Origin of the sequence: Halorubrum sp. SD683 (assembly GCF_002135045.1) — an archaeon.
Lineage (GTDB): Archaea > Halobacteriota > Halobacteria > Halobacteriales > Haloferacaceae > Halorubrum > Halorubrum ezzemoulense.
In genome coordinates this window covers 1-21,958 of the sequence record NZ_NEWJ01000046.1, presented here as the reverse complement: position 1 = coordinate 21,958, position 21,958 = coordinate 1, and the positions used below count along the sequence as shown (strand labels likewise).

23 protein-coding genes are annotated in these 21,958 nt (G+C 71.6%); 7 read left to right on the top strand and 16 right to left on the bottom strand.

The window, feature by feature from the left end:
- The 3 genes from B9G49_RS11415 to B9G49_RS11405 form a co-directional block, all read right to left on the bottom strand.
- On the bottom strand, positions 1-396 hold a 396-nt coding region (locus B9G49_RS11415), incomplete at its 3' end, for a TSUP family transporter (RefSeq protein WP_158093614.1).
- Positions 397-619: 223 nt separating this feature from the next.
- The gene (locus tag B9G49_RS11410; RefSeq protein WP_086216447.1) at positions 620-964 is read right to left on the bottom strand and encodes a DUF5802 family protein; all 345 of its coding nucleotides are present in this window, start codon (positions 962-964) and stop codon (positions 620-622) included.
- Positions 965-1,108: 144 nt separating this feature from the next.
- Positions 1,109-2,035, bottom strand: coding sequence for an NADP-dependent phosphogluconate dehydrogenase (locus B9G49_RS11405; RefSeq protein ID WP_086216446.1), 927 nt, complete (start codon positions 2,033-2,035; stop codon positions 1,109-1,111).
- Between the two features lie 155 nt (positions 2,036-2,190).
- Between B9G49_RS11405 and B9G49_RS11400 the strand changes: the two genes are divergently transcribed.
- A complete protein-coding gene (locus B9G49_RS11400; RefSeq protein WP_086216445.1) occupies positions 2,191-2,667 on the top strand; it encodes a cupin domain-containing protein in 477 nt (158 codons plus the stop codon).
- Positions 2,668-2,703: 36 nt separating this feature from the next.
- Here the strand turns inward: B9G49_RS11400 and B9G49_RS11395 are convergent, their stop codons facing one another.
- Positions 2,704-3,942 (bottom strand): threonine synthase, encoded by a 1,239-nt coding sequence (locus B9G49_RS11395; protein WP_086216444.1) that lies wholly within the window; start codon positions 3,940-3,942, stop codon positions 2,704-2,706.
- Between the two features lie 267 nt (positions 3,943-4,209).
- On the opposite strand from B9G49_RS11395, the gene B9G49_RS11390 reads away from it, so the two are divergent.
- A complete protein-coding gene (locus tag B9G49_RS11390) occupies positions 4,210-4,956 on the top strand; it encodes a helix-turn-helix domain-containing protein (protein ID WP_086216448.1) in 747 nt (248 codons plus the stop codon).
- A 69-nt stretch (positions 4,957-5,025) separates the two neighbouring features.
- Here the strand turns inward: B9G49_RS11390 and gcvPB are convergent, their stop codons facing one another.
- The 4 genes from gcvPB to fen all read right to left on the bottom strand — a co-directional run bounded on the left by gcvPB (position 5,026) and on the right by fen (position 9,480).
- Positions 5,026-6,456 (bottom strand): aminomethyl-transferring glycine dehydrogenase subunit GcvPB, encoded by a 1,431-nt coding sequence (gene gcvPB, locus B9G49_RS11385; RefSeq protein ID WP_086216443.1) that lies wholly within the window; start codon positions 6,454-6,456, stop codon positions 5,026-5,028.
- Positions 6,456-7,784: an aminomethyl-transferring glycine dehydrogenase subunit GcvPA gene (gene gcvPA / locus B9G49_RS11380; protein ID WP_086216442.1), complete on the bottom strand. Its 1,329-nt coding sequence runs from the start codon at positions 7,782-7,784 to the stop codon at positions 6,456-6,458. Before gcvPA ends, gcvPB begins: the two co-directional genes overlap by 1 nt.
- A 137-nt stretch (positions 7,785-7,921) precedes the next feature.
- Positions 7,922-8,305 carry a glycine cleavage system protein GcvH gene (gene gcvH, locus B9G49_RS11375; protein WP_086216441.1) on the bottom strand — a complete coding sequence of 128 codons (384 nt, stop codon included), beginning with the start codon at positions 8,303-8,305 and terminating at the stop codon, positions 7,922-7,924.
- A 197-nt stretch (positions 8,306-8,502) separates the two neighbouring features.
- Positions 8,503-9,480, bottom strand: a complete 978-nt coding sequence (gene fen / locus B9G49_RS11370; protein WP_086216440.1) for a flap endonuclease-1 — start codon at positions 9,478-9,480, stop codon at positions 8,503-8,505.
- 153 nt (positions 9,481-9,633) lie between these two features.
- Between fen and fer the strand changes: the two genes are divergently transcribed.
- Positions 9,634-10,287: a ferredoxin Fer gene (gene fer / locus B9G49_RS11365; protein WP_049930784.1), complete on the top strand. Its 654-nt coding sequence runs from the start codon at positions 9,634-9,636 to the stop codon at positions 10,285-10,287.
- A 36-nt stretch (positions 10,288-10,323) separates the two neighbouring features.
- Here fer and B9G49_RS11360 read toward each other — a convergent pair whose 3' ends face one another.
- Both B9G49_RS11360 and B9G49_RS11355 read right to left on the bottom strand, forming a co-directional pair.
- Positions 10,324-12,513: a DHH family phosphoesterase gene (locus tag B9G49_RS11360; RefSeq protein WP_086216439.1), complete on the bottom strand. Its 2,190-nt coding sequence runs from the start codon at positions 12,511-12,513 to the stop codon at positions 10,324-10,326.
- Between the two features lie 108 nt (positions 12,514-12,621).
- On the bottom strand, positions 12,622-13,233 hold the full coding sequence (locus B9G49_RS11355) for a YIP1 family protein (protein WP_086216438.1): 612 nt from the start codon (positions 13,231-13,233) through the stop codon (positions 12,622-12,624).
- A 202-nt stretch (positions 13,234-13,435) separates the two neighbouring features.
- Between B9G49_RS11355 and B9G49_RS11350 the strand changes: the two genes are divergently transcribed.
- Positions 13,436-13,903 carry a type IV pilin gene (locus tag B9G49_RS11350; RefSeq protein ID WP_049930779.1) on the top strand — a complete coding sequence of 156 codons (468 nt, stop codon included), beginning with the start codon at positions 13,436-13,438 and terminating at the stop codon, positions 13,901-13,903.
- A gap of 45 nt (positions 13,904-13,948) precedes the next feature.
- Here B9G49_RS11350 and B9G49_RS11345 read toward each other — a convergent pair whose 3' ends face one another.
- Positions 13,949-15,082, bottom strand: a complete 1,134-nt coding sequence (locus B9G49_RS11345) for a Gfo/Idh/MocA family protein (RefSeq protein WP_086216437.1) — start codon at positions 15,080-15,082, stop codon at positions 13,949-13,951.
- Between the two features lie 16 nt (positions 15,083-15,098).
- Positions 15,099-16,070, bottom strand: coding sequence for a sugar phosphate isomerase/epimerase (locus B9G49_RS11340; RefSeq protein WP_086216436.1), 972 nt, complete (start codon positions 16,068-16,070; stop codon positions 15,099-15,101).
- Between the two features lie 175 nt (positions 16,071-16,245).
- Between B9G49_RS11340 and B9G49_RS11335 the strand changes: the two genes are divergently transcribed.
- Entirely contained in the window at positions 16,246-17,133 is an 888-nt protein-coding gene (locus B9G49_RS11335) for a PspA/IM30 family protein (protein WP_086216435.1), read from the top strand.
- A gap of 67 nt (positions 17,134-17,200) precedes the next feature.
- On the opposite strand, the gene B9G49_RS11330 is transcribed toward B9G49_RS11335, so the two are convergent.
- From B9G49_RS11330 to B9G49_RS11320, 3 genes are all read right to left on the bottom strand, one after another.
- Positions 17,201-18,247: a dipeptide epimerase gene (locus B9G49_RS11330; RefSeq protein WP_086216434.1), complete on the bottom strand. Its 1,047-nt coding sequence runs from the start codon at positions 18,245-18,247 to the stop codon at positions 17,201-17,203.
- Positions 18,244-19,350 carry a DUF1611 domain-containing protein gene (locus B9G49_RS11325; protein WP_049930769.1) on the bottom strand — a complete coding sequence of 369 codons (1,107 nt, stop codon included), beginning with the start codon at positions 19,348-19,350 and terminating at the stop codon, positions 18,244-18,246. Before B9G49_RS11325 ends, B9G49_RS11330 begins: the two co-directional genes overlap by 4 nt.
- Before the next feature lie 445 nt (positions 19,351-19,795).
- On the bottom strand, positions 19,796-20,113 hold the full coding sequence (locus B9G49_RS11320; RefSeq protein WP_049930768.1) for a DUF5785 family protein: 318 nt from the start codon (positions 20,111-20,113) through the stop codon (positions 19,796-19,798).
- Between the two features lie 128 nt (positions 20,114-20,241).
- On the opposite strand from B9G49_RS11320, the gene B9G49_RS11315 reads away from it, so the two are divergent.
- Complete coding sequence (locus B9G49_RS11315) at positions 20,242-20,640, top strand: hypothetical protein (RefSeq protein WP_049930766.1); 399 nt, start codon at positions 20,242-20,244, stop codon at positions 20,638-20,640.
- Positions 20,641-20,674: 34 nt separating this feature from the next.
- Here the strand turns inward: B9G49_RS11315 and yqeC are convergent, their stop codons facing one another.
- The gene (gene yqeC, locus B9G49_RS11310; RefSeq protein ID WP_086216433.1) at positions 20,675-21,406 is read right to left on the bottom strand and encodes a selenium cofactor biosynthesis protein YqeC; all 732 of its coding nucleotides are present in this window, start codon (positions 21,404-21,406) and stop codon (positions 20,675-20,677) included.
- Between the two features lie 111 nt (positions 21,407-21,517).
- On the opposite strand from yqeC, the gene B9G49_RS11305 reads away from it, so the two are divergent.
- Positions 21,518-21,958, top strand: a 441-nt coding sequence (locus tag B9G49_RS11305) for an aldehyde ferredoxin oxidoreductase N-terminal domain-containing protein (RefSeq protein ID WP_303645951.1), incomplete at its 3' end; no start/stop codon positions are given.

The window sequence follows — 21,958 nt, the reverse complement described above, 5'->3', positions numbered from 1 at the left end:
CGAGGCGGGGCGGCACGGGTGGGCGCCCGCGCGTTGCGGGCGCGCCAGGAACCCGGGCGGGACGGCGCCGGGCAGGACGCGAAGGGGGGCCGCCGGGAGGCGATCGAGCAGCGCCATCCCCGCGAGGGTGCCGACGAGCGCGGCCACGAGCAGCGGTGCGAACCGGGCCCCGCAGGTCCGCAGTTCCTCGCGCGTGAGCTCTCCGACGAGGGCGACGTTCACCGCGAACATCGGGACGATCATGAACGCGACGGCGGCCGCCGGGTCGAGCGTCGACGCGAGCACCGTCGTCCCCACGACCGCGAAGCCGAACCCCGCGACCCCGTTGACGGCGCCCGCGACCGCGACGACGACCGCGACGGTCGCAACCAGCTCGGCCGAGAGCGCGAGCGCCATACGTTCGACACGAGCCGGACCGGCATAATAACACGAGTGCCCGATCGGGCGGCTCCGGCGGCGTCCGCGGCCCGACATCGAACCATTTCCCGCCTACGCGGTCGCTATGCCGGTCGGTCCCACGCGCAGTTCGACTCGACGCGCGGGCCCGCCCCTATCGGTCTCCGGGCGCTACCGCCGCGGCCTTCGCCGTTCGCGACTCCCTCAGACACGCGGCGGCGTCCTACGCGTTCACGAACGGCTCCCACCCCCCCCAGCGGAGGAGCGTCTCGGCGCGGTCCGCGTCCGCCAACAGCACGTTCCGCCGGTCCGGGAGCGTCTCGTCGGCGAGTCCCTGCGGAATGGCGAGCGTGCCGCTCGGTACGTCGTCGTCGCCGCCGACCGGGATGTGGCCGCCGTCGACTTTCATGACGAGCGGGGCGTCGAGTCGCTCGACGCCGTCCCCGTCCGCGTACAGCTGCTCGTTGACGTGTTCGTGGTCCGCCCGCCGGATGACGGCGCGCTCGCCGTCATGGGGTTCCACGTACAGTTCCCCCAAGTAGTAGCCGCTCGAGAATCGCTCGAACATTCTATGCGTGTCAACACCTACCACGACCATACATAAGTGTTTCTCGGCCGTGACCGGCCCTGATAATCGGGGACGGAACGCGCCCGGTTCTCAGTCAGCGTCCTCAAGCGCGCCGTGACCGAGCGGTCCGCGGGGTGCTCGCCCTCACTCCTCGTCCGACCGCCGCGCGACCTCGTGGCGACCGAACCCGTACCGGAGTCGGTTCGCGAGCCGTCGCGAGAAGCGGCCCTCGTTGCGCGAGTCGAACCGCTCCGCGAGCGCCTGGTAGATGATCGGCACCGGGACCTCCTGTTCGAGCGCCTCCTCGACGGTCCACGTCCCCGTCGAGCCGCCCGCGACGTGGTCCGCCACGTCGCCGAGCTCCGACCCCTCCTCGCGGAACGCCTCCTCGCAGAGCTCCAAGAGCCACGACCGGATCACCGCGCCGTTGTTCCACGTGCGCGCCACCGACTCCATGTCGAGGTCGTAGCGCCCGTCGGCGAGGAGCTCGAACCCCTCGCCGTACGCCTGCATCAGGGCGTACTCGACGCCGTTGTGGACCATCTTCACGTAGTGGCCCGACCCGGACTCGCCCATGCGGTCGTGGCCGTCCGGTCCGGTCGCCACCGCGTTGAACACGGGTACCATCGCCTCGTAGGCCCACGCCGGACCGCCGACCATCAGCGAGAAGCCCGCCTCCGCGCTCGCGGGGCCGCCGGAGGTGCCGCAGTCGAGGTATGCGGCGTCGGTATCCGCGGCGCGCCGCGTGGACGCCTCGAAGTGGGAGTTGCCGCCGTCGACGACCACGTCGTCGCCGTCGAGGTACGGTTCCAGGTCCGCGAGCGTGGCGTCGACCGCGTCGCCCGCGGGCACCATCAGCCAGATCCGCTTGCCGGCGTCCTCGTCGCCGCCGGACCGGTCCAGCCGGTCGCAGAGGTCCGCGAGCGAATCTGCGGGCTCCGCGCCGTTCTCGGCCGCCTCCGCGGTCGCCTCCGCCGAGAGGTCGAACGCGACCACGTCGTGGCCCGCCGACAGCGACCGGTTCGCGACGATCTGCCCCATCCGCCCGAGTCCGATGACCCCGAGTTCCATGCGCGAGGGGTGGCGGGGCCCGGCCGTAGTGGTTCCGGTTCGCCGGGCGACCCCGGGCCCGGGTCAGTAGCCGATCTCGGCCTCGGGCTGCCGTCGTCGACGAGCGGGAATGCGGTCTCCCGAACCGTTTTCAGCTCCCGCGGAGTGCCGGGGTCATGGGACGCGTCAACGAAGGCGACCTCGACTGGAGCGAGACGGACCGCGGCGGGACCCGATTCCGCCGGAAGCAACTGGCCGAAGCGGCCGACTGCGAGGCGATCGGCTGTAGCCTCTACGAGCTCCCCGCCGGGGCGAAGTCGTGGCCGTACCACTACCACACCGCCAACGAGGAGGCGCTCTACGTCCTCGCGGGCGAGGCCACGCTTCGCCACGGGGGAGAGACGGAAGAGATCGCGGCCGGCGACTACGTCGCCTTCGCCGCCGACGAGTCAGGCGCGCACCGCGTCGTCAACGAGGGCGACGACCCCGTGCGCTACCTCGCGCTGTCGACGATGACCGAGCCGGACGTGACGGTGTACCCCGATTCGGAGACGTTCGGCGTCTTCGTCGGGTCGCCGCCCGGCGGCCGCGACGAGCGCTCCTTGTCCGGCTACCACGAGATCGACGACGCGGTCGACTACTGGGAGATGTAGCCGCTCCGGCGACTGGGAACTCAGGTGCCCGAGAGTTCAGACTCCGTCGCGCTCGGCGGCCGCCGCCTCTCGCTCTCCGAGGTGCGCGCGCAGCGCGTCCACGTCCTTGTTGCCAGCGCCGGTGTTCAGCAGGACGACGGTGTCGTCGGGACCGAACTCGACAGATTCCGCGAGCGCGAACGCCCCCGAGACGGCGGCCGCGCAGGTCGCGCCCACCTCGAGCCCCTCCGTGCGAGCCACGTCGACCGCGGCGTCGAGGATCTCCCGGTCGGTCGTTGCCACCGCACCGCCGTCGGACTCGCGGACCGCCTCCAAGATGAGGTGACTCGCGCCCGGATCCGGGATCGCGATCCCGTTGCACGCAGTGTCGACCTCGTCGTCCGCGAGCGGCTCGTGGCGGTCCGCCCCGGACTCGTAGGCGCGGACGACCGGGGCGCAGCCCGCGGCCTGCGCGGCGTACATCGGGACCAGTTCGTCGGTCCACCCCAGCTCTCTCGCCTCCCGGGCGGCCTTGTGCATCCCGACCAGCCCGACGCCGCCGCCGGTCGGGTAGACGACCGCTTCGGGGGCTTCCCAGTCGAGCTGTGCCAGCAGCTCCAGTGCCATCGTCTTCTTTCCCTCGTGGCGGTACGGCGTGACGAACGTCTTCGTCGAGTACCACTCCGGGTTGTCAGCCATCGCGTCGGCGTACGCTGCTCCGGCGTCGCCGATCTGGGAGCTGCCGTCCACCGGGTCGGTAACGGTCAGGTCCGCGCCGTGAACCTCGGTCATCGCCTTCTGGGTGAACCCCGCCCGCGAGGGGAGGAACACGTGCGCGTCGAGGTCTGCGCGGGCCGCGTACGCCGCTGCCGCCTGCCCCGCGTTGCCCGCGCTGTTCAGGGCGACCTCGCTTGCGCCGTGCTCGCGCGCCGCCGTCATCGCGGCCGCCTGCCCCCGGTCTTTGAACGTCCCCGTCGGGTTCGCGCCCTCGTCTTTCAACAAGACCCGCCCCACGCCCATCGCGTCCGCCAGCCCGGGACACTCCACGAGCGGGGTGGCCCCCTCGCCGAGCGACACCGCGGTCTCAGCGGGGAACGGGAGGAGCTCGTCGTACCGCCACATCGACCCGTCGGGGCGGGCGTCGAGCGTCTCCGGCGTGAGCCCGACGCGGTCGTAGTCGTACGTCGGGTCGAGGATGCCGTCGCAGTCGGGACACCGGTGGGTCGCCGCCTCCGCGTCGAACGTCTCCCCGCAGTCGACGCATGTCAGGCCGACGAACGCGTCCGTGGTCTCCATGCCAGCGCGCTCGGGCGCCGGGGCCTTCGGTGCTGCGGTCGCGGCGGTGTCGGCCCGACCACCGAAGCGGCCTCGCTTCGGCGACCGAGACGGTCACGTTTCGGCGAGCGAGGCGGCCCGCGGTCCGCCCGTCCCTGCCCGGGGTACTTAGGTCCGAAACGTATGAAGCGGTAGGCGGAGGGGAGTCGGGACGGTACTCCCACGGGAGATGCGTGTACCAGCGACCGCCCGGACGGCGGGTCCGTGGGGTGGAGCGAGGTGGAAGCGATGAGTCGGACGGTGCTCCGGTTGGACCTCCCGGCCGGGTCGTGGCTCGCCGACGCGTCGCGGGGCGTCCCCGCGGCGACGCTCCGGATCGCGGAGACGATCGCCGTCGACGGCGACGCTCCGGAGACCGCGGCGACCGTTCGCGTCGCCGGTACCGACAGGGACCGCGTGGAGAACATGGTCCGGGGCCACGAGCGCGTCGCGCGCGTGACGGCGGTCGAGCGCCGCGGCGACGTTCGCACGCTCCGCGTGGTCGGCCGCGCCCCCGTCTACCTCCCCGCGGCGCGGGCGGTCGGCCTCCCCATCGAGTCGACGGTCGAGGTCGCCGACGGCCGCGCCACGGTGACGGTCGTCGGCGATCGGGACCGGATCGAAGCGTTCGGGCGTCGGCTCGCGGACGACGGAGTGACGGTCGGCGTCGCCGCGACCGGGGGCGACGAGCCGGATCGGACGCTCACCGAAGCGCAGCGCGACCTCGTCTTCGCGGCGGTCGAGAGGGGCTACTACGACACCCCGCGGCGGTGTACGCTCACGGAGCTGGCCGAGGCGAACGGGATCGCGAAGTCGACGTGCAGCGAGACGCTCCACCGCGCCGAGGGACGGGTGATGCGCCGGTTCGTCGACGGCGAGGGGCCGTTCGACTCGCCGTCGGACGCCGAGGGCTGGCCAACGGCGAAGCGCGCGCCCCCCGGGGCGGCCTCGCTTGAGGCCGACGAGCCCGACGCCGACAAGCTCGACGCCGACTAGTTCTGCGTCGACGGGCTCGGCGCGACCGGGCCGCGGGTCGGCCGGTCGGTTCGCGTGTGTGCGAGTGTGCTATTCCCCGTCGAGCGCCTGCCACGAGAGCCGCGGGTCCCGCGCGGCGCCGACCTGGTCGATCCGCGCGGCGGCGGTCCGGTTCGGCGCCGCGTCGAGCGCCTCGTCGGTGTCCGCGTACGCGAGGTTGAACGCCTCGGCGAGGTCGTCGAGCGAGGACTGCCCCTCGATCTCCGTCGGCTCGGTTAGCATCGCCTCGGGGACCATCTCCGGCCACTTCGTCGTCGGCGGGTGGACGCCGAAATCGAGCATTCGCTTCGCCACGTCGGCCGCGTCGCGGTCGCCCGCGGTCGCCGCGAACTCGTGGTGGAACGGGCCGAAGGGAACGTCGAGGTCGATCCGCTCGGCGAGGTAGTTCGCGTTGAGGACGGCCTTCGCCGCCGCGTCGGCGAGCCCCTCGTCGCCCAGGCGGGCGACGTACGCGTACGCCTTGATCAGCACGAGCCAGTTGCCGGCGAAGCCGTGGACCCGGCCGATCGTGCGGTCCGGCTCGAAGCGCTCGTACCCCGACCCCGTCTCGGCCTCGCGGACCCGCGGCGTTGGGAGGAACGGCGCCAGTTCGTCGACGACGCCGACCGGGCCGGCGCCGGGACCGCCGCCGCCGTGCGGTGTCGCGAACGTCTTGTGGACGTTGTAGTGCATCACGTCGAACCCCATGTCGCCGGGCCGGCCGCGGCCGAGCAGCGCGTTGAGGTTCGCGCCGTCGTAGTAGAGCAAGCCGCCGGCGTCGTGGACGATCTCCGCGATCTCGGTGATGTCGCGCTCGAAGAGGCCCACCGTGTTCGGGTTCGTGAGCATCAGCGCGGCGGTGTCGTCGCCGACGGCCGCCTCCAAGGCCTCGAGGTCGACGCGCCCGTCCTCGCCGGAGGGCAGTTCGACCACCTCGTAGCCGGCGGTCGCCGCTGTCGCGAAGTTCGTCCCGTGGGCCGACGCCGGGATCACGACCTCCGAGCGGTCGTTGCCGTGGTGCTCGTGATACGCCTTCGTGACGAGGATCCCAGTCAGTTCGCCCGCCGCGCCCGCGGGCGGCTGGAGCGTGACGGCGTCCATCCCCCCGATGTCGGCGAGCGCCTCCTGGAGCCGGTACTGGAGTTCGAGGTTCCCCTGCGCGGAGCGCGCGGAGCGGTCGGGGTGGACGGCGGCGTTCGGGTCGGCCGCCACGTCCTCGGTGAACTTGGGGTTGTACTTCATCGTACAGCTCCCCAGCGGGTACGGCCCCGCGTCGATGGCCCAGTTCATCTGCGAGAGCCGGGTGTAGTGGCGCGCCGTCTCCGGCTCCGAGGGGTTCGGCAGCGTCAGCTCCTCGCGGGTCAGGTCGTCCGGCAGCGGAGAGCCCTCGCGCACGTCGACGGTCGCTTGCCCCTTCTCCGAGAGCAGCGGCTCCCGGACGTCCTCGCCGTCTCGCTCGTAGTTCGCTTGGTCGTGGATCATCAGAGCACCTCCTCGAAGGCCGCGACGAGCCCGTCCGTCCGTTCCGCGTTCAGGTCAGTGACGCACACCTGAAGCAGGTGGTCGTCGATCGCGTGGACCGCGAACCCCTCGGCCTCCAGGTCCTCGGCGACCGCCGGGGCCGGCTGGTCGACGTGGACCACGAACTCGCGGAAGTGGTGACGGTCGTGGACGGGGGCGGTCGCGCCCGACAGGCCTTCGATCCGGGCCGCCAGCGCCTCGGCGTCGCGGACGCAGTCGTTCGCGAGGTCGACGAGGCCGTCGGGCCCCAGCGTCGCCGCGTGGATCGCCGCCCGGAGCGCGACCCACGCCTGGTTCGTACAGATGTTCGATGTGGCGCGCTCCTTGCGGATGTGCTGCTCGCGCGTCTGGAGCGTCAGCGTGTACGCGCGGTCGCCGTTCGCGTCCTCGCTCGCCCCGACGAGCCGACCGGGGACCTGCCGAAGGAAGTCGTCGCGGCAGGCGAAGATGCCGAGCCCCATCCCGTAGCTGGTCGGCAGGCCGAGCGAACCGGCCTCGCCGACGACCACGTCGGCGCCGACCGACGCGGGCGATTCGAGCACCGACAGCGCGACGACGTCGGAGCCGAGCGCGAACAGCGCGTCGGTCTCGTCGGCGAGGTCGCCGATCGCCGCGAGCCGCTCTTCGAGGCAGCCCCGCACCGTCGGGCTCTCGGCGTACAGCATCACGACATCGTCGCCCGCGCGGTCCGCGAGCGCGTCGACGTCGGCCGTGCCGTCCGCCATCGGGTACGTCTCGACGGTCATGTCGGCGCCGTCGCAGTAGTTCTCCAGTACCGCCCGCTTCCCCTCGCGGAGCTGCTCGGGCACGAGGACCACGTCGCCCGATGTCGAGCGGACGCGGTCCGCCAGCGTCGCGGCCTCGCCGAGCGCGGTCGCGGCGTCGTACATCGAGCAGTTCGCGACGTCGAGCCCGGTCAGCTCGACGAGCATCGACTGGTACTCGAAGAGCGCCTGGAGGAACCCCTGCGACACCTCCGGCTGGTACTGGGTGTAGCTCGTGAGGAACTCCGCGCGGTCGGCGAGGTGGTCGACGACGCTCGGCACGTAGTGACCGTAGTGCCCCCGGCCGAGGAACTCCGTGAGGTCGTCGTTGCGCGCGAAGATCCGCGCGCACTCGTCGCGGATCTCGCGTTCCGTCCGCGGCTCGATGCCGAAGTCGCCGTCGAAGGCGACCGGGTCGGGGATGTCGAACAGGGCCTCCTCGTCCTCGACGCCGATCGCCGCCAGCATCGCCGCGGTCTCCTCGTCCGTGTGCGGTGCGTACGGGGTGCCGTTGGCCCGGCTCATCTGGTCGCTCCCCCGCGTCCCCGGGCCGTCGCCCGGCCGTCGTTCGCTCCTCGGTTCGCGGCTCGTCGGTCGAAACGTTGCGTTGTCATGATCGGGTGCGGTGTCGAATGTCCGTCGTCGGATCCGGGTCGGCGCGGTCAAGCGATCTGCTGGTCGTACTCGTCGGCGTCGAGAGTCCCATCGGCGTCGCCGCCCTCGGCCGGGTCGACCTCGAGCATCCACCCCTCGCCGTACGGGTCCTCGTTGACGAGTTCGGGGCGGTCGAACAGGGCTTCGTTGACCGCGACGACCTCGCCCGAGACGGGCGCGTACAGGTCCGACACCGCCTTGATCGACTCGACGACGCCGAACGACTCGCCGGCGGAGACCTCGTCGCCGACCTCGGGGAGCTCGACGAACACTACGTCGCCGAGCTCGTCCTGCGCGAAGTCGGAGACGCCGATCCGAACGGTGTCGCCGCCGGCCGTCGCCCACTCGTGCGATTCCAAGTACCGTCTGTCGTCGGGAACGTCGAAGCTCATTTGTCGGGGTCGCCGCGGTCCGATCGGGTTCCGGTCCGCGACACGTGTGAATCATCCTTCTGACGACGAGGAAATAAAAGGTGTGTTCGCGGCGGTCGAGCCGGGGAACGGCGGCCCGGAGCGCCGGATCGGTCCCGGCGTCTGAACCACCTCGACCCCGGCGTCCGAGCTCCTCCGTCACCCGCCTCGGCGCCCCGTCAGGTCCACCGATCGAGCCCGGTCTGGACCTGCGACTCGGCGATGCGCTCGAACCCCCGCTCGACCTCGCCCGCGGCGACGCCCCACTCGTCGACGACGTACTCGCGGGCGGCCTCGACGTCCGGGTTCACGTCGGCGTCGACCGCGACGTCCTCGGCCGGCGGGTCCATGAACAGCTCCCGGATCGCCTCGGCGTTCGGGATCTCGGCGTCCCGGGCGTCGAGGACCCCCCACAGATCGCCGTGTTCCGCGATCGCCTTCACCGCCGTCTTCGGCCCGATCCCGCGGACCCCCTCGTTGAAGTCGGTGCCACAGAGCATCGCGACGTCGACGAGCCCCTGCCGGTCGAGGCCGAGGTCCTCCAGGGTCGCCGACAGGTCCATCAGCTCCGGGTCGCCCTTGCTCGTCAGCTGACGGAGCGTCGTCGGCGCGCCGAACAGCAGCGTGTCGTAGTCCTCGCTGCCGGCGTGGTCTACCGTCCCAGTCGCGGCCATATGCGCGCACTGCGCTTCCCCCTCCGCGGGCGCCTCGACGACGGGCACGTCGAGCAGTCCCAGCAGCTCGCGGGTCGTCTCCTGTATCGTGTCCGTGAGCCGCTGCGTGCGCGCCTCCAAGCGCGCGGCCTCGACGGCGTCCCCGCGCTCCTCGGCGGCTGCCCGGCGTTCCTCGGCCGCCTCGCGCTTCTCGCGGCGCTCCGCCACCTCGTCGGCCTTCAGGTCGGTGACCGCGCCGTCGAACACCATCACCGGTATCAGGTCGTGCTCGAAGAACTTCGGAAGCCCCTGAACGACCCCGATCAGGTTCGCGACCTCGACGCCGTCGGCGGTGGTGTACTTCTCGTCGCTCGTCCACTTCACCGTCGTCGTGAGGTACCGGTACAGCCAGTTGTGCGCGTCGACGGCGACGACGCCCCCCTCGATCTCCGCGAAGGGCGCGTCGCGGATCGACGCGAGGTCGCGCAGGTCGGCGTTTCCCATTACCCGTCAGTGGGGCGCGTCGCTGTTAAACGCTGACGGGTCGGGGGGACCGGCGGCGGTTCGCGGCCCGCAGTCGCTTCGGCTCCCGCCGGGATCCGCCTGCCGACTTCTGGGCAGTTTATGTGCGTCACGCGCGTACAGCGAGGCGTCTGAATGGTTTCCCCGTTCGAGGTGTTGGAGGTCGACGAGGACGCCGACGACGAGGCGGTCGAACGGGCCTACCGCGAGCGCGTGAAGCGTGCGCACCCGGACCAGGGCGGCTCGATCGAGGAGTTCCAGCTCGTCCGCCGAGCCTACCGCGAGCTGTCCGAACGCGACGGGAACGGCGACGCGGGCGACGGGACCGACCCGGCTGACGTCGACCTCACCGAGGGCGACGACGCGCGCGAGCCGCGGTCGACCCGCGTCGAGTTCCTCGACTACGAGGCGGTCGTCGACTACGGCTGGTCGCTCGAGGACGACGAGCTGTTCCGGAAGGCCGCCCACGCCGACCTCGGCCCCGACGCCCACGGTCGCCTGCTCGTCCACGCGGACGAGAGTCTGCTTGAGGCGGCCGAGCGCAGCGGCTTCGCGTGGCCGTTCTCCTGTCGCGGCGGCGCCTGCGCGAACTGCGCGGTGTACCTCGCCGAAGGCGAGCTCTCGCAGCCGACCGACCACATCATGCCCGACGACCTCGCCGAGCGGGGGTTCCGGCTCTCCTGTAACGGCTACCCACTGACCGACGAGCTGTCGGTCGTGTTCAACGTGAAACAGCGTCCCGAGCTCGACGACCTCATCCTCCCGCCCGGGCCGTTCACGCGTCGCTGACTCCGCCGCGTCCGAAAAAGCTGACCGCGTGACGCCTCAGAACGACTCGGAGACGGCGGCAACGACGGCGTCCTCGACCGCGTCGCGCTCGCCGGAGAGGAACTCTATCTTCCCCTCGCGGACGCCGGCGGTGGCGATGTCCGCGCCCGGCGCGAGCTCGGCCGCGCGGTCGGCAACGTCGCGGACGGAGACGTCCGCGGTCGTGCGCACGTACAGCTCGTCGGTGCCGACGCCGACCGTCGCGAACGGCTCGCCGTCGGCGCGGCGCCGGTGGAGGTCGTCGAGGAGGAGGGGCGTCGGCGGGAAGTCGTACCGGTGGGTGTAGCCGTCGGTGTCGAGCAGGGCGAACTCGACGCCGTCGACCGCCTCGGTCACGACGTTCGCGTCCGCGGTCTCGACCTCGGCCTCCAGCTTCTCCCGGAACTGCTCGGAGACGTGCGCCGCGAGGTCGCCGCCGTCCGAGAACAGGAGGTCGGCGATCAGCTCGCGCTTGTCCTGGTACGACTGGTAGTACGCCTCCAGCGCGACCGCCTCGCGGAGCTCGGCGACGCGCTCGGCGTCGTAGCCCGCGTCGCGCGCGAGGTCGACGTACCGGTCGGGGCCGTCCGCCCAGTAGCTCACGGCCGGCAAGTGTCGCAGGTCGGCGCGGACCCCGCCGTTGATCGCCGACGCGAGCGAGGCGACGAGCGCGCCCGTCGAGAGCGTCTCGTCGCCGTCGGCGTCGGCCAGCTCCGGCGAGACGAGCGTGTCGACCGCGTCCCGCGTCTCGGGGTCGGCGACCGCGGCGTCGACGACGACCGCGTCGACCCCGTACACCGACAGCAGGTCGATGCCGTCGGCGGACTCGGTCGTCGATCCGGCGCCGACGAGGAGGAAGAGCGGGAGCTTCTCGTCGTGGCGGTCGCGGTCTTGGAGCATCCGCGTCGCGTCGTTGGTGGCCGCGTCCATCCCGTACACCGGCTCGTCGAGCGGGCGGCGGGTGAAGTAGTGGTACTCCGCGTCGCTCTTCGCGTGCTCGTCGCGGATCAGCGGGAGGACGGCGCGCTCGACCGCGGCGCCCGCGACGTAGCCGTCGGCGGTCGCCGGGTGGCGCACGACGATCGGGCGCGATTCGAGGACCGCGCGGCGGACCGCCTCAGCGGCGTCGAGCAGGTCGTCAGCGAGCTCGGCGACGGTCTCGTCGCCGGCCAGCGGCTGGAGCCCCTCGGGGCGCGCCTCGTCGGTGAGGGCCTCGGCGAGGCGGCGGCGGACCGTTTCGGCGTCGTCGCCGTCGAGGAGGACGAGCGCCTCGGACTCGACCTGAACGTCGCCGCGGTGGCTCTCGACCTCCCCGTCGACCCGCACCGCGTCGCCGACCTCCACGTCCGGGTGCGCCCGGACGCCGGGCTCGACGAACGCGGCCACGTCGACGGCGCCCGTCGCGTCGCTGACCTCGAACACCGTCGGGCCGCCGGTCTGGCGGACGCCGACGACCTCGCCCTCGATCCGGACCGAGTCTCCGATCGCGTCGCCGAGCGACGTGATCGACACGCGCTCGGGCTCCGGTTCGTCCACGTCAGACTCGTCCGTGTCTGTCTCCGCGGACCCCTCGTCTTCTGCGGTCGTCTCGGACGTGGGCTCCTTCGACGCGTCCGCGTCGTCCGGTCCGACGCCCTCGTCCGCGGCCGCATCCGCTTCAGGAGCGTCCGTCGATTGGGACTCACTCGGCTCCGCATCGGCCTCTTCGGCCTCCTCGCTCGGCGCCTCGGGTTCCGCGTCGGCTTCCGTCTCGTCCTCGTCTGCGGACTCCGCGGCGCCAGCGTCGTCGTCGGCTTCGGACTCTTCGACGTCGTCGCCCGACGCCTCGTCGGGGAGGTGCTCGCCGGAGGGCTCTTGTACGAGGACGCCGCGGAACTCGCGGTCGGCCTGTCGAATCGACCAGCCGAGGTCGACGTTCCCGTTGTCGCGGACGCCTTTCACTTGGACGAACACGTCGTCACCCGGCTCCCAGTCGAGGCTGTCGAGGCGACGGTCGAGCTCGGAGCGGTGGAGCAGTCCGGTGACGCCCGGCGCGAGGTCGACGAACACGCCGAACTCGGCGTATCCGTCGACGACGCCCCGGTAGAAGCGGCTCGGAACCAGATCGTCGGGAGAGTCGCCGCGGAAGTCGAACGCGACGTCTTCTTGGTGCGAGTCGCAGACGCGACCGCCCCCGACGTCGGTGCCACAGATGATACAGGATCCCATTTGAGTACACCGAGAGTCTCGGGCCTAAAACGGTTGTCGAAAGCCGGCTCGGCGACTCGATCGGAGCGCGGCGGGTTCGCGGTCGTCACGCCGCGACGGCCCGACGCGTCAGGCGCCGAGCAGCGTCCGTCCCGCCGCCACGACGCGGTAGCCGACGCCGTACCCGAGCGCGGCGGGCGGGATCGCGGCCGCAACCGTCCGGACCGCGCCCAGCCCGTGAACCGCGCGGAACCCGACGAACAGCAGCACCGCCGCGTACGCGCCGCAGAGGACTCTGAGTTCGGGTATCGCCGGGCCGGCCAGCGCCATCGGCGAACTCGCGTACGCGACGACCTGGACCGTCTCGCTCACGCCGCCGCGGTCGCGCAGCGAGAAGCTCCCGTCGGCGACCTCGACGCTCGCGACCACGACGGAGACGGTCGCGACCGCGGCGGTCAGGTGGAGGCCGACCGGCGCCGCCAGCGCGACCGCGACGAGGAAGACGAGGAGGTCCGAGAGGAGCCGCGAGGAGGGGACGACGACGGGTACCGCTCCGGAGTCGGTCGCGATCAGGCCGAGCGTGAACGCGGCGGCGACCGCGACCGCGAACGTCAGCGCCGGAGCCTGGTCCCCGGGCGTAATCCCGTTCGCGAACGCCCGCCGCGGGCGAACGAGGACCTCGACCCAGGTGCGCGCGATCCCTCGCGGACCGCGGGGGCGTCCGCCCGCCGAGTCGCTCATCCGAGTCGTCACGGTCGGAGTTCGGCCGCGCGGAATAACCCGTTTCCGGTTCGATCCCGAGTCGGTGGGCAGTTCGACCCCGCGTCGGTGGCTGGTTCAGCCACGCGTCCGTCCCGAGCCGGGCCCCACACCGCCTCATTCTTATCAGGGCTGATACGCGGTGCGCAAACCCTTATATCGGCGGTGTCGGAGTGACAGCCGAATGGTGGCGTTCCGAGACGACGAGCGAGGGTTCACCCCGCTGGCGGGGACCGGACTGCTCGTCGGGGTCGTCGTGCTGCTGCTCGCCATCGTCGGCGCGGCGGTGTTCGGCCTCATCGACGGCGTCGCCCCGCCCGACGCCGAGTTCGAGGGGCGACAGGAGGGCGGCGAGCTCGTCGTCGTCGCGCTCGGGCCCGAGCCGGTCCCGGCCGAGGAGCTGTACGTCCGCGGCGAGGACCCGGACGGGAACGTCCAGTTCGGCGCGTGGCCCGGCGACGGCGTCGTCCGGCCGGGCGATCGGGTCCCAGTCCCGAACGCGACCGGCAACGAGAACTTCGAGGTCGTCTGGGAGCCGGTCGCGTTCGACACCCGGGAGACGCTCGGAAGGTACAACGGCGAGGACTCCGCGATAGAGGAGTGGAGCGAGGAGAACGGCGGCAGCACGCCGGGCGGCGGCGTCGGAGTCTGAGGTCGGTTCGGTGTCGAGGTCGCGCTCAACGCGGAGGCGGAGCTCTCACTCGACCGGAACACGCTCGCCGCGCTCATCGGCCCGCTCGATCGCCGCGAGCACGCGCTGGACCTCGTAGCCGTCCGCGAACGACGGCTCGAACGACTCGCCCTCGGCGACCGCCGAGAGGAACTCGTAGTTCTCATGGACGAACGTGTGCTCCCACCCGATCACGTGGCCGGGGGGCCACCAACGGTCGACGTACGGGTCCGACTCCTCGGTGACCAACACCGTCTCGTAGCCGCGGTTCCCCTCGCGCAGCACCTCCAACTCGTTGAGCCGCTCTAAGGAGAACTTCAGGCTCCCCTTTGTCCCGTGGACCGCGATTGTGTGGTCGTTCTTGTGCCCCTCGGCGACCCGGCTCGCCTCGAAGGTTCCGGTCGCGCCCGACTCGTACTCGACCTGCGCGCTGTACGCGTCGTCGACGGTCACGTCGCGGTACTCGGCGACCCCGCCGTCCTCGTCGTGGACGGGGCGCTCGTCGACAAACGTCGTCAACTGTCCAGCGACGCGCTCGAACTCGCCGACGCGGTCGCCGACGAGAAACCGCGCGAGGTCGAGCGTGTGCGCGCCGAGGTCGCCGAGCGCGCCCGATCCCGCCATGTCGGCGTCCATCCGCCACGCCCACGGCGCCTCGGGGTCGACGAGCCAGTCCTGGAGGTAGCGCCCGCGGACCTGCCGGATCTCGCCCAGCGCGCCGTCCCCGATCAGCCGCTTCGCGTGGCGGATCGCGGGGACGAACCGGTAGTTGAACGCGGTGCCGCTGGTCACGTCGGTCGCGGCCGCCGCGTCGCGCATCGCTGCCGCCTCCTCCAGCGTCGGCGCGAGCGGCTTCTCACAGAGCACCGGCACCCCGGCCTCAAGGGCCGCGATCGACGGCTCGGCGTGGACGTGGTTCGGTCCGAGGTTGTAGAAGACGTCCACCTCGTCTATCGCAGCCTCCCAGTCGGTCGCGGTGTGCGCGAAGCCGAACCGGCCGGCCGCGTCCGCGAGCGCCGCCTCGTCGCGCCCGACGAGCGTGTGCCGCTCGATTTCGGGCGCGTCCGGAAAGAACATCGGGAGCCGCGCCATGGCGTTCGCGTGCGCCCTGGCCATGAAGCGATACCCCAGTACGCCGATCTTCAGTGGTTCTCGTGTCATCGGATCCTCCCCCGCCTCACTCCGCCCAGTACGCGTCGCCCGGTTCCGTCTCGAACACCGCCCGGTCCAACACGTCGACCGCCTTCTCTAATCCCTCGCGCGAGGAGGTGAGCGCGTCCTCGTGTTCGATGGAGAGCGCGCCCTCGTAGTCGACCAGCCGGAGCGTCGAGACCACGTCCTTCCAGTGTTCCTCGCCGTGGCCGTAGCCGATCGAACGGAACAGCCACGAGCGGTCTGCGGTGTCGGCGTAGCTCGTCGTGTCGAGCACGCCCTTCACGCGGCTCTCGGCCTCGTACACCTTCGTGTCCTTCGCGTGGACGTGGTGGATCGCGTCGCGCTCGCCGAGGAACCGGATCGCCTCCGTCACGTCGATCCCCTGCCAGTAGAGGTGCGAGGGATCGAAGTTGGCACCGATCCGGTCGTTCGTCGCCTCCCGCAGCGCGACCAGTCCGGTCGGCTCGTAGACCAGCATGTTCGGGTGCATCTCGATAGCCACGTCGACCCCGTGGTGGTCGGCGTGGGCCGCCAGGTCGCGCCAGTACGGGATCGCGACCTCGTCCCACTGGTAGTCGAGCGCGTCGGCGTGTTCGGTCGGCCACGGCGCCGTGACCCAGTTTGGCGTCGAGTCGCCGGGCGCGCCCGCCGGGAGCCCGGAGAAGCAGGTGACCGTGTCGACGCCGAGCAGGTCGGCTAACTCGATCGCCTCGCGCAGCTCGCGGTCGGCCGCCGCGGCCCGCTCCTCGCTGGGGTGAAGCGGGTTGTTGTGCGTCGCCAGCGCCGAGATCCGCAGCCCGCGGTCGTCGAGCAGCGAGAGCAGCTCCTCTCTCCCGGCCGGGTCGTCGAGGAGCGCTTCGCGGTCGACGTGGTCCTCGCCGGGCCAGCCGCCGACACCGAGTTCGACGGCGTCGACGCCGATGCCGTCGAGGTACGCGGCCGCGTCGTCGAGCGGTTCGCCGCCCAGTGGAACCGTCAACACGCCGATGTCCATGGCCGAGGCTACACGAACGTCACGAATAAGTGTTCAGGAAGCGCCGCTGCGGGGGCGCTCGGCCGCCGCGGCCGACGCGCGTCGGCGACGACGACGGCGGTGTCTCCGGCGCGTTGCCCGCGCTGGCGCCGCGAACCGCATGAGGTTTTAACGGGTGGAACGCGTACGATGTGGTATGGGAATCCTCTCGCGCGCCTCCTACGTCGTCCGCTCGAAGGTGAACGCCCTCCTCAACCGGGCGGAGGACCCGACAGAATCGCTCGACTACTCGTACGAACAGATGCGCGACGAACTCCAAGATGTCAAACAGGGGATCGCCGACCTGACGACCCAGAAGAAGCGCCTGGAGATCCAGAAGCGCAAGCTCGAGGAGAACGTCGAGAAGCACAACCGACAGGCTCGCGAGGCGGTCCAGCAGGACCGCGACGACCTCGCGCGCAAGGCCCTCGAGAAGAAGAAGTCGAAGATGACCCAGATCGAGGAGCTCGAAGGGCAGATCGCCGACCTGAACAACACCCAAGAGCAGCTCGTCGAGAAGAAGAACAAGCTCCAGAACCGCATCGAGGAGTTCCGCACCAAGAAGGAGACGATGAAGGCCCGCTACGAGGCGGCCGAGGCGTCCACCCGCGTCTCCGAGGCGATGACGGGCGTCGGCGACGAGATGGAGGACGTGAGCCGCTCCATCGAGCGCGCCGAGGAGCGCACCGAGGAGATGGAGGCGCGCTCGGAGGCGATGGACGAGCTGGAGGACTCCGGCGCGTTCGAAGACGCGCTCTCCGACAAGGACAGCATCGACCGCGAGCTGGAGAGCCTCTCGACGAACAGCGAGGTCGACGCCGAGCTGGAGACGCTGAAGGGCGAGCTCGGCAAGGGCGAGTCGTCGAACGGCGAGGCCGCCGTCAGCGACGAGGATGTCGACGCCGAACTGGAGGACATCGAGTCGGAGATCGACGCCGACGACTTAGAGAGCGATCTTGACGGTGATGCGAACGCCGACCTCGACGAGGAGCTCGACGTTGAGCTAGAGGAGTCGGAGTCTCAAGCCGACGAGAAGCGGAACTGAGGTCCCCAGCAGATCTGCGCTCGGTCCCCGCGGTCCCCGTCCCTCTCGTCCCCGCCTCAGACTCGGTTCACTCCGACGCCGGGCGCGCGCCGGTCCCCGCGCGGTCCTGATCGGCGAGCCGGATCTCACCGTCCGGGAGGTCGATACCCTCGTACGGGTCGTCGTCGAGCAGCAGCGACCCGTCGATATCGGCGTAATCGAGGAGGGGCGCGAGCTGCGCGGCGGCCGCGATGGAGGCGTTCGACTCGATCATACAGCCGCACATCACCTCCAGCCCGTGCGCTCGCGCGGCGGCGATCACCCGCCGGGCCTCGGACAGGCTCCCGGCCTTCATCAGCTTCAGGTTCGCGATGTCGCAGCGGTCGGCGATCGCGGGCACGTCCGCCGCGGTCACGCAGGACTCGTCGGCGGCGATCGGGAGTTCCGACCGCTCGTAGACGTACCGGAGCCCCTCGGGGTCGTCGGCCGAGACGGGCTGCTCGACGAACTCCACGTCGCGGTCGGCGAGCCACGCGCTCTTCGCGACCGCCTCCTTCGGCGTCCACGCCTCGTTCGCGTCGACCCGGAGCCGCGCGTCGGGCGCCGCCTCGCGGACGGCGTCGACCAGCTCGCGGTCGCGGTCGGTCCCGAGCTTGAGCTTCAACACGTCGTGGCCCGCCGCGACGGCGTCGGCGGCCTTCTCGCGGACGCGGTCGGTCTCGTCGAGTCCGACGGTGAACGACGTCTTCGGCGCGTCGCTCGGGTCGAGCCCCCACAGGCGGTGGAGGGGGACGCCGAGCCGCTTCGCGGCGAGGTCGTGGACGGCGATCGAGACGGCACAGCGGGCGGCGGGGTTCCCGTTCACGACCGCCCGCAGCTCGGTCTCGATCTCGCGGACTGCGTGGGGGTCGCCGACGCGCTCGACGGCGTCGAGGAGGTCCGGCATGACCGCCGCGACCGTGTCGGCCGTCTCGCCGTAGTGGGTCGACGGCGCCGCGCCGCCGACCCCGGTCATCCCCGCGTCGTCCGCGTGACGGACGACCACGTTCTCGGCCGCCGTCTGCGTCCCCCGCGAGATGGTGAACGCGTTCTCGAGCGGCAGCGACACCCGCTCGAACTCGGTGTCGAGGCTCATTCGGCCGCTTCCTCCCCGTCGACCTCCGAGTCGGCGTCCGCGGCGTCGACCGCGCCCAGTCCGGCGTCGAGGGCGGCGTCGACGACGGCGTCCGCGCCGTGGCGTACCGGGTCGATCGCGGGAACCCCGGTCTCGTCGGCGAACGCGGCGACCGCCTCGGCGGCCGCCTCGTCCTCGTCGATGGTCTTCGTGTTCACCGCCCCCGCGACGACGCTCGCCTCGTGGACGGGCGCCGCCAAGTCCTGGTAGAGGTCGACGTAGTCGGCGAGCGGCGGGAGGGCGAACTCCTCGTAACCGTGGACGACCTCGCGGCCCGCGGCGTGACAGAGGACGAGCCCGTCGGCCATCGACCCGTGGAGGATGCCGCAGGTGACCGCCGAGTAGGCGGGGTGGACGATGCTCCCCTGCCCCTCGACGACGAGGAGGTCGTGGTCGTCGCCGACCTCGGCGAGCATGTCCTCGACCGCGCCGGCGGCGAAGTCGGAGACGACGCGGTCGATCGGGTTCCCCCAGCCGGCGATCATGATCCCGGTCTGGCCGGTCGGGACGAACGCGGCGTCGATGCCGCGCTCGCGGGCGGCCGCGACGATCTCCAGCGAGGCGGTCATCTTCCCGACCGAGCAGTCGGTCCCGACAGTGAGCAGCACGTCGGCGTCCACGTCGCCGGACGCGCCCGTCGCGACCGTGAGGTCGTCGTCCGGCTCGCGCACGTCGACGAGGTCGACACCGTGGTCGTCCGCGAGCGCGGCCAGCTCCTCGTCCTCGTTCAGGAAGTAGTGGAGACCGCTCACCACGTCACAGCCCGCCTCGATCGCGGCCTCGACGTCCGACCGCCACGACTCGTCGAAGCCGCCGCCGATCGGCGCGATTCCGATGTACAAGGCGTCGAGGTCGCCGTCGGCCGCCGCGTGCGCCTCCTCGAACGACGCGACGATCGGCGCGTCCCCCACGTCCGCGACGTGATCGCTCACGCGGTCGCCGGCGCGGTCGCGGTCGAGGACGGCCCGGACGTCTTGGTCGCCGTAGCGCAGCACGCCGAGCGCGGTCTTCGCGCGGTCGGGGAACTTCTCGTGGGCGAGGACGGCGATCCGCTCGTGGTCCATGGTGGCTCGCTCGCCCCCCGCGTTCTTAAAAGAGTCGAGGGCCGGCCAAGCGATACGAACGAACCGCGGTGGCGCGTGCCGACGAGCGCCCGAAGGGCGCGAGTCGCACGCGCGAGGTCGCCGGCGCGTAGCGCCGGCTGCCAGAGGGACCTTCGGTCCCTCGCTGGAGTCGACCGCCCTCCGCGTTGCTCCGGCCGGTCGACGAGGCTGGGGAGGTGTGAGGTGCGGTCGCGGTGCGGGACGGGACTCGAAGGGGCAGTCGCGAGGCGGGCGCAGCTGGCGCAAGCACTGGAGGGAGAGCAGCGCGGGCGACCGAAGCGCACAGCGAGCGTGCGCCCGCCTTGCGGCTGGGGCTTCGGAAGTGCTCCTCGCGGTGGCGACGACGTATCGCAGAACAGCCGAGGCTTCGGGAAAGAGAACGACGCCGGAACGAGTGTTCGAGCAGTCAGGCGCTGCCGTCCACGAACTGGTCGGCGCCCTCGTAGAACCAGTATCCGTTCTCCCGCATCGCGCGGCCGAGCTCCTGGTGGAACTCGACGAAGTCCGCGAACTCCTCCTGCTCGACGTTCTCGAATATCTCCTCGACGGAGACGACCGTCTCGTAGTCGATCCGGATCGGGTGGTCGCCGTACTGCTCGACGTACTCCGCGGCGGTCAGCGGAAAGTCCTCATCCTCGTTGACCTTCTTCGCGAGCACGGCGTGGCCGTACTGCCGCATGCCCTCGCTCCCCTGCTCGCCGTCGGGGTCGTGTGGCCAGTCCATACCCGGAAGTTCGCCGGATCGGGCATAGTGGTTTCGGATGCGGCGGTGGCGGCGGCCACTCCTCCCGAGCCGCTCGACCCCACCCCCGACCACGGAAACACTTCACGGCCCTCCGCGTCGCTCCGGGCATGCGACGCAGAGCCCTCCTCGCGTCCGCGGCCGCCGTCTCGACCGCCGCGCTCGCAGGGTGTCCCACCCCGCCGTGGAGCGATGACCCGGCGGAAATCGACGTCGCCGAGGTTCGCCGGCGCCTCGACGAAGATACGCCGCGGCTGGTCGTGGCGGGATCGCTCCTCGACGGCCCCCGCCGCTGTGAACGCGTCACGCTGTTCGAGGCGGCGCTCGACGACGGGACGCTCCGCCTCCGGATCGTCTCCGAGGACGACCCCGACTCGGACGTCGGCCGCTGCTCGGACATCGCTGAGCCCCACGCGCACTCAGTCGCCGTCGCGTTCACGGAGACTCCCGTCCCGGAGCGCGCCGTCGTCCAGCACGGGGATGAGACGATACTGGAGGAACCGGTCTGACGGAACCGGGGCGAGCACGGCCAGACCGCCGCCGCTACTCCACGACTTCGACGACCGGATCGTCCGCGGTCAGGCGCGTGAGAACGACGCGCGGCACGTTCGCGCGCATGAGGATCTCCCCGGCGAGCGCCCGGGCCGCGGCGGCGTCCGCCTCGTCGTCGACCTTGTTCACGACCGGGATCGCGGTCGCGTCGCCGGGGGCCCCCTTCAGCCCGCCCGCGGGACTCGCGAGGACCGTCGCGACGTCGGCCGGGCGGATCTCGTCGCCGATCTCGCGGCCCGTGATCGCGGCGACCTCCTCGGGGCGGTGGACGTGCTCCTCCGTGAGCGGTTCGCCGACGACGTGCGCGCTCGCGATCGGGGCGACGATGTCCGCGTTCGACGGGATCTGCGGCTCGCGGTCGCCCGGCGCCTTGAACTCGCGGAGGCGCGCCCCGTCCGCCTTCACGAGCGTCGCGCCGGGCGCGGCGTCGGCGATCTCGGCGACGGTCTCCGTGTCGTACCCGAGGTACCGGTCCGACCGGTCGCGCTCGGGGACCAGCCCGAGCGGCCACTCGTCGGGTCCCGCCTCGCCGAGCGCGGCCACCGGGTCCGCGGTCACGCGCACCGCGGCGACCCGGTCGTCGAAGATCGGTATTCGGACGCTCGCGGTCACGACCGGCCGGTCGAGCCGGTCGGCGAGCGCGAACAGCGTCGACTTCTTGCCGCCCGCGCCGACAACGCAAACGGTCGCGTCGCGGGCGTCGAGCGCGGTCGTCAGGTCCATGCCGGGGCGTTCAGTCGCATCGGACCTCACTCTGGCGGTCGGACGGGCGGCCGACCGGCGGCGGCGCGGCGGCGGACAAATTGATACGACTCCGCCACGCAGGTCAACCGGATGCGCCGAAACCGCACCCGAGTCATTCGCGTGGACCTCTCGACGCGCGAGACTACCAGCGAACGGGTCCCGCGGGACTGGCGACGCGACTTCGTTGGCGGGAAGGGGATCGGAGCGCGCTACCTCTACGAGGAACTCTCGCCGGGAACGGACCCGACGGGGCCGGAGAATCTCCTCGCGTTCCTCGTCGGGCCGCTCGCGGGCTTCCTACCGGGAGAGACCCGGTACGCCGCAGTGACGAAGTCGCCGCTCACCGGCGGGTTCCTCGACTCGTACGCCGGCGGCGACTTCGCCGTCCGGCTCGCGGGGTCGCTCGACGACTGCATCGGCCTGCTCGTGACCGGGACCGCCGACAGACCGGTCCGGATCGAGGTCGAGGGGGGTCGCGCCCGGGTCAAGCCGACCGACGCGTGGGGCGACGACGCCGCCGAGACCGCCGAG

Coding starts and splice junctions, on each gene's coding strand:
- B9G49_RS11355 (WP_086216438.1), bottom strand. CDS start 13,233: ATGAGCGACTCGGCGGGCGGACGCCCCCGCGGTCCGCGAGGGATCGCG.
- fen (WP_086216440.1), bottom strand. CDS start 9,480: ATGGGAAACGCCGACCTGCGCGACCTCGCGTCGATCCGCGACGCGCCC.
- fer (WP_049930784.1), top strand. CDS start 9,634: ATGGTTTCCCCGTTCGAGGTGTTGGAGGTCGACGAGGACGCCGACGAC.
- B9G49_RS11320 (WP_049930768.1), bottom strand. CDS start 20,113: ATGGACTGGCCACACGACCCCGACGGCGAGCAGGGGAGCGAGGGCATG.
- yqeC (WP_086216433.1), bottom strand. CDS start 21,406: ATGGACCTGACGACCGCGCTCGACGCCCGCGACGCGACCGTTTGCGTT.
- B9G49_RS11330 (WP_086216434.1), bottom strand. CDS start 18,247: ATGAGCCTCGACACCGAGTTCGAGCGGGTGTCGCTGCCGCTCGAGAAC.
- B9G49_RS11360 (WP_086216439.1), bottom strand. CDS start 12,513: ATGGGATCCTGTATCATCTGTGGCACCGACGTCGGGGGCGGTCGCGTC.
- B9G49_RS11410 (WP_086216447.1), bottom strand. CDS start 964: ATGTTCGAGCGATTCTCGAGCGGCTACTACTTGGGGGAACTGTACGTG.
- gcvH (WP_086216441.1), bottom strand. CDS start 8,305: ATGAGCTTCGACGTTCCCGACGACAGACGGTACTTGGAATCGCACGAG.
- gcvPB (WP_086216443.1), bottom strand. CDS start 6,456: ATGATCCACGACCAAGCGAACTACGAGCGAGACGGCGAGGACGTCCGG.
- B9G49_RS11350 (WP_049930779.1), top strand. CDS start 13,436: ATGGTGGCGTTCCGAGACGACGAGCGAGGGTTCACCCCGCTGGCGGGG.
- B9G49_RS11335 (WP_086216435.1), top strand. CDS start 16,246: ATGGGAATCCTCTCGCGCGCCTCCTACGTCGTCCGCTCGAAGGTGAAC.
- B9G49_RS11340 (WP_086216436.1), bottom strand. CDS start 16,070: ATGGACATCGGCGTGTTGACGGTTCCACTGGGCGGCGAACCGCTCGAC.
- B9G49_RS11315 (WP_049930766.1), top strand. CDS start 20,242: ATGCGACGCAGAGCCCTCCTCGCGTCCGCGGCCGCCGTCTCGACCGCC.
- gcvPA (WP_086216442.1), bottom strand. CDS start 7,784: ATGAGCCGGGCCAACGGCACCCCGTACGCACCGCACACGGACGAGGAG.
- B9G49_RS11405 (WP_086216446.1), bottom strand. CDS start 2,035: ATGGAACTCGGGGTCATCGGACTCGGGCGGATGGGGCAGATCGTCGCG.
- B9G49_RS11400 (WP_086216445.1), top strand. CDS start 2,191: ATGGGACGCGTCAACGAAGGCGACCTCGACTGGAGCGAGACGGACCGC.
- B9G49_RS11395 (WP_086216444.1), bottom strand. CDS start 3,942: ATGGAGACCACGGACGCGTTCGTCGGCCTGACATGCGTCGACTGCGGG.
- B9G49_RS11345 (WP_086216437.1), bottom strand. CDS start 15,082: ATGACACGAGAACCACTGAAGATCGGCGTACTGGGGTATCGCTTCATG.
- B9G49_RS11325 (WP_049930769.1), bottom strand. CDS start 19,350: ATGGACCACGAGCGGATCGCCGTCCTCGCCCACGAGAAGTTCCCCGAC.
- B9G49_RS11390 (WP_086216448.1), top strand. CDS start 4,210: ATGAGTCGGACGGTGCTCCGGTTGGACCTCCCGGCCGGGTCGTGGCTC.